The 6,077-nt window shown below is 40.2% G+C and carries 3 protein-coding genes and 1 riboswitch; of the genes, 1 reads left to right on the top strand and 2 read right to left on the bottom strand.

Annotated elements, in window-relative coordinates:
- Window positions 1-554: 554 nt before the first annotated feature.
- Window positions 555-2,843 carry an ammonium transporter gene (amt, locus tag A33I_RS16730; RefSeq protein ID WP_022629485.1) on the top strand — a complete coding sequence of 763 codons (2,289 nt, stop codon included), beginning with the start codon at window positions 555-557 and terminating at the stop codon, window positions 2,841-2,843.
- A 47-nt stretch (window positions 2,844-2,890) separates the two neighbouring features.
- On the opposite strand, the gene A33I_RS16725 is transcribed toward amt, so the two are convergent.
- Window positions 2,891-4,192, bottom strand: coding sequence for an NCS2 family permease (locus A33I_RS16725; protein ID WP_022629484.1), 1,302 nt, complete (start codon window positions 4,190-4,192; stop codon window positions 2,891-2,893).
- Between the two features lie 111 nt (window positions 4,193-4,303).
- Window positions 4,304-4,405: riboswitch (purine riboswitch) on the bottom strand.
- Between the two features lie 79 nt (window positions 4,406-4,484).
- The gene (guaA, locus tag A33I_RS16720; protein ID WP_012957340.1) at window positions 4,485-6,026 is read right to left on the bottom strand and encodes a glutamine-hydrolyzing GMP synthase; all 1,542 of its coding nucleotides are present in this window, start codon (window positions 6,024-6,026) and stop codon (window positions 4,485-4,487) included.
- Window positions 6,027-6,077 lie beyond the last annotated feature (51 nt).

The raw sequence follows: 6,077 nt of genomic DNA, 5'->3' as shown, positions 1-6,077 counted from the left end.
TATTAGGCACGCCGCCAGCGTTCGTCCTGAGCCAGGATCAAACTCTCCATAAAAGTGTTTGATTAAGCTCACTTACACAGGATGTGTTGGCTTCGATGTTGCAACAGGACGTTGCGAACTTAATCGAAGTTCATCTCTGCTAATAATTGACGAGATATCATGTATCTCTATTTCGCTTGGCTTTTGTTCAGTTTTCAAAGAACTTTTTTGTTTGTCGTTGTTAGCGACTTTATTATCTTATCAAATCAAGATTTGAAAGTCAACAACTTTTTTTAAAATGTTTTTGCTGCCGTTTGTCTTTCGTTGGCAACAGAGACTACTTTACCAGCCTTTTCGACAAGCGTCAATAGAAATATCAAAAAAAATTGAGATTTGTCGTATTTCTGCTGTTTATTCTATATCCAAGGCTTAACAAGCTAGCTACTAGCGCTCACTTAACCATGCTCTTCATTAAAAACCCTGTAATATTTTCTAACGAAGTATACGTCTAATCTCCTATTACAATGGTAGAGTAGTTGTCAAAATAGATAGAAAATTAGAGTGGAGGAACGACTATGGGAGACATTCAGACTCACTTGAATTTTATTTGGATCCTAATGGCAACTGTCCTTGTCTTCATTATGCAAGCTGGCTTCACTTGCCTGGAAGCAGGAATGACAAGAGCTAAGAATTCTATTAATGTAGCCATGAAAAATTTAGTTGATATTATGGTTGCTACCTTACTATTCAGTCTTATCGGCTTTCCTATTATGTTTGGAGAGAGCCTTTTTGGAGTACTCGGTACCAATGCATTCTTTTTTGATGGCTTAGGAGACGATCCCTGGGATTGGGCGATTTTACTTTTTCAAATTGTTTTTGCAGGAACCGCAGCTACCATCGTCTCAGGTGCCATTGCAGAACGGGTTAAATTTTCTGGTTATATTATAGGCACCATCATTATCGTTCTCATCATCTATCCTCTGTTTGGCCACTGGGCTTGGGGCAGTTTGTGGTTGAATGACCAAGAGGGCTGGTTAGAGAGCCTTGGATTTATGGATTTTGCAGGATCTACCGTCGTTCATTCTATTGGCGCTTGGGTCGCTTTAGCTGCCGCAATTGTTGTCGGGCCTCGGATAGGAAAATATTCAAAAGACGGTCAATCCACTTCCTTTTCAGGCAGTAATAGTGTATTGGCTACCTTAGGGGTCTTCCTTCTCTGGCTTGGATGGTTTGGTTTTAATGCCGGATCTACCCTGCTTGCCAATGCAGATGTTGCTTTAATAGCGCTGAATACACAGCTCGGTGCAGTTTCCGGAGGGTGTACTGCTTTATTTATCGCTTACTTCATTTATCGACGAGCCCATGTGGAGAGTACATTAAACGGCATATTAGGAGGATTAGTTTCCATAACAGCATCTGCCAATGTGATATCCCCCTCAAGTGCAATCTTTATTGGAGCTATCGGAGGCTTCATTGTCGTAATCAGTCATTACCTCATTGATCATACATTCAAAGTAGATGATGCCATTGGTGCAATCGCTGTTCATGGTGTAGCAGGTGTTTGGGGAACAATGGCTGTAGCTCTATTTGCAAACCCTGAATTACTTACTCTTGGCAGCCGCATTTCCCAACTCAGCATCCAATTACTTGGCGCGGGTATAGCTTTTATATGGGCTTTTGGAATTGGATATCTATTATTCTGGTCTGTAAACAAACTCTACCCTCTACGAGTAAGTACTGAAGATGAAACTGCAGGACTTAACGTATCAGAACACGGAGAGCGAATTGCTATGATTGATTCTATATTAGCCATGGAAGAAATCGCTGCATCTAAAGGGGATTTAACAAAAACACTTCCAGTACATCCAAGTGAAGAAAATGCTGAGCTGCACCAATCTTTTAACCGGCTTTTATCTAAACTCAATACGTTGGTCGAAGAAGTCAAAGGTGAATCGCACTTTGTATCCGATACATCGGAGCAATTAATAAATTTAACCAATGAGTTAGAAGCTCACTCTATTAAACAACAGGAATTCATTAATAAATCAGCTATCTATATAGATAACACAAAAGAACAATTAGAAAATGAAGCCGTTTTAGACGAGCAGGTTATTGCAACGATTCAAGAATCCTTTGGAACGATGGAGATACTAGGCAATAAATTTGAGGATATTCATAATGACATAAAAAATATGACTGAATCGATCGTAGATGTTACATCATCCACCAAACATACGAATCATTCCGTTCAGACGATGCAAGAACAAATGAACCAAATCACTCAGTTTTCTACAAAGATCAACACAATTATTCAATCGATTACTTCGATTGCAGAAAAAATCAACCTTTTATCCTTAAACGCTAGGATTGAGGCAGCTAGAGCAGGAGAACACGGCCTAGGTTTCTCAGTTGTAGCGGAAGAGATACGGAAACTCGCAGACCAATCTCAAATGGCAGCAACCGAAATATCAAGCATTTTAAATGAGAATGCAGGCATCGTCAAATCGGGCAAGGAAGAACTCATACATTTTATGGACCACTTCCAAAGGTTAGTAAAACAATTAGACCCCTTGCCTACTCACTTCGATAGGATTAACGGGGAAATCCATACAATAAATCAGGAAACAAGCTCGTTCGTTTTTAAATTGGACCGTATTAGTAAAGATACTTCACAGATTGGTGAGAACCGAATTCGACAGCAAGAGGAAATAAAGTATGTCGTACAGATGATGAAGGATATCGGGACCATTGCCAATCAAACTACAGCGCTATCCACCATAATTCAAAAAGACTCTGTGAATATGAAACAACAAAGCGTTCGTTTAATGGAGAGCGTCAGTCAATTTAAAACACGGCTTAGTTAACTACAAAAAAAAGGCCAAGTCAATCGACTTGGCCTTCTTTTCGCTTTCTATTCTGTTAGGAACATGAAATAAGCAATGAAGACAAAGAATAGTCCGTACATGATCGGGTGTACTTCTTTGCCGCGCCCTTTAAACAGCATCGTAATTGGATACATGATAAAGCCTAACGCAATTCCCGTTGCAATACTGTATGTTAAAGGCATGGTCACGACCGTTAAGAATGCCGGCACAGCAATCTCAAACTTTTTCCAATCAATTAATCCTAATGAGGAAGCCATCAGCACACCGACAATGATTAATGCAGGCGCTGTTACTTGCTCTGTTACCACCGCAAGTAACGGTGAGAAGAACAACGCGATTAAGAATAACCCTGCAGTGACAACTGATGTAAATCCTGTACGTCCTCCTGCTGCAACACCTGAAGAAGATTCGATATAAGCCGTAGTTGTTGATGTACCAAGGATTGCTCCGATAGATGTTGCACTTGAATCTGCTAATAACGCCTTACTTGCACGAGGCAGTTTATTATCTTTTACAAAACCAGCTTGGTTCGCTACAGCATATAATGTACCTGCTGTATCAAAGAAATCTACAAATAAGAATGTTAAAATAACAACAAGAAGTTGAATTGTGAAAACCGATGACCAGTCAATTGCAAATGCTTGGCCGAATGTTGGCGCTAAGCTAGGAACTGACCCCACAATTTGTTCTGGCATTCCAATAATTCCAGTTGCAATTCCAGCTAACGATGTAATAATCATTCCATAAAAAATGCCGCCTTTAAACCCTCGAACCATAAAGATCACCGTAATTACAAGACCGAATACAGCAAGCAATGTCGGACCTGCCATCATATCACCAAGCGTTACCGCTGTTGCTTCATAAGGAACAACAATTCCAGCATTTTTCAATCCAATAAAAGCAATAAATAATCCGATACCCGCAGCTGCTGCATATTTTAGTTCTGCTGGGATCGCGTTAATGATTAACTCACGAATACGAAAAACCGTAATAAAGATAAAAATAATACCAGACATGAAAACACCGAATAACGCAACTTGCCAGTCAATCCCCATTCCGAGAACTACGGAATAAGCGAAGAAAGCATTAAGCCCCATCCCCGGAGCAAGGGCAATCGGGTAGTTGGCCACCACACCCATTATTAATGTACCAAGTGCCGCGGCCAGTGCAGTAGCAGTAAAGACAGCTCCCATATCCATTCCTGTATCAGCTAAGATAAGCGGATTTACAAATAAGATGTAAGCCATAGCGAGGAATGTCGTAACCCCGGCCACTGTTTCTCGTCTGTAAGTTGTTCCACTTTCTTTGAACTTAAAAAAACGATCCATTTCTCTTCCCCCATATCAAATGTGATCGTCATATCGCATAAATAAAAAAGCTTTGAGTATCATCTACCCAAAGCTTAACTACTAAAAAATTCATGACCCCTCAATTCAAATGAAGAGTACCTGATTTTTCGTAGTCAAGCTATTTACGGTAGCTTGGTAGAGACTCGCAGGCCCTATTCCTGCAGTTATACGAAATGACATCTTTTATTTCTATAAAGAAGTCTATCAATCAGGTCGAATTTTGTCAATGCTATTTCCGAACATTAATTTATTTCCAGTTAATATCGTTCGTTTATTCCCACTCAATCGTTGCCGGCGGCTTAGAAGTAACGTCATACACTACACGGTTAACATTCTTTACTTCATTTACAATACGAGTTGAAATAAGTTCTAGTACATCCCACGGGATACGAGCCCAATCTGAAGTCATCCCATCAATAGAAGTAACTGCGCGGATGCCTACTGTGTAATCATACGTGCGAGCATCACCCATTACACCAACACTTCTCATATCAGGAAGTGCCGTGAAGTACTGCCAAATCTCACGATCAAGCCCAGCTTTTTTAATTTCTTCACGTAAAATCGCATCTGATTCACGAACGATTTCAAGCTTCTCTTCTGTGATTTCTCCTAGAACACGGATTCCAAGACCCGGACCTGGGAACGGCTGACGCCAAACAATCTCATCTGGAATACCAAGCTCAGAACCAAGCTCACGTACTTCATCTTTAAATAAAGTATTTAAAGGCTCAATTAATGTGAACTTCATATCTTCAGGAAGTCCGCCTACATTATGGTGAGACTTAATCGTTTGTGCTGTATCTGTCCCACTTTCAATAATATCAGTGTAAAGTGTCCCTTGCGCTAAGAAGTCCATGTCCGTTAATTGGCTTGTTTCTTCTTCAAATACATAAATAAATTCATTTCCAATAATTTTGCGCTTTTGTTCAGGGTCAGATACACCTTTAAGCTTAGATAGGAAACGCTCTTGCGCATCAATTTTAATCACATTCATATTGAAGCCTTCACTGAATGTTTTCATAACACCTTCTGCTTCATCTTTACGAAGAAGACCATGGTCAATAAACATACACGTTAGTTGATCGCCAATTGCTTTGTGGATTAGTACCGCAACAACTGAAGAATCAACCCCGCCGCTTAATGCACATAATACTTTTTTATTTCCGACTTGCGCTCTAATTTTCTCCATTTCAATTTCAATGAAATTCTCCATTGACCATTCGCCGTGGCATTTACACACTTCAAATACAAAGTTCTTAAGCATTTCATTACCGAATTGTGAATGACGAACTTCAGGGTGGAACTGCACGCCATAGAAACCACGCTCAGCATTACTCATCGCAGCTACCGGACACGAAGGATTAAATGCATCGACTACGAAGCCTTCTGGAGGTGCTACAATTAGATCACCATGACTCATCCATACAGATTGCTCAATAGGAAGACCTTTAAAAATATCCGATTGGTTCTCAATGTTAATTAATGCTTTACCATACTCACGGTGGTTAGCAGCCTCTACTTTACCGCCAAAGTGATGAGTCATTAATTGCATACCGTAGCAAATCCCGAAGATCGGAATGCCTAAATCAAAAATAGCAGGATCCACTTGCGGCGCACCTTCTACATACGCACTGTTAGGTCCGCCAGAGAAAATAATCCCTTTGGGGTTCATTTCTTTAATTTCTTCAGCTGTCAGCTTGTTAGAGTGAAGCTCACTGTATACGCCAAGATCACGAATACGACGTGTAATCAATTGATTGTACTGACCGCCAAAATCGAGTACAACGACCATTTCTTGATTTAATTCATTCATGTTATCCACCCTTTATCTAGTAAGATTCTGAGAAACCCCCAATATACAAAA

The organism is Alkalihalophilus marmarensis DSM 21297, from assembly GCF_000474275.2.
Taxonomy (GTDB): Bacteria; Bacillota; Bacilli; order Bacillales; family Bacillaceae_D; genus Alkalihalophilus; species Alkalihalophilus marmarensis.
This window is presented reverse-complemented; position numbering and strand designations above follow the sequence as displayed.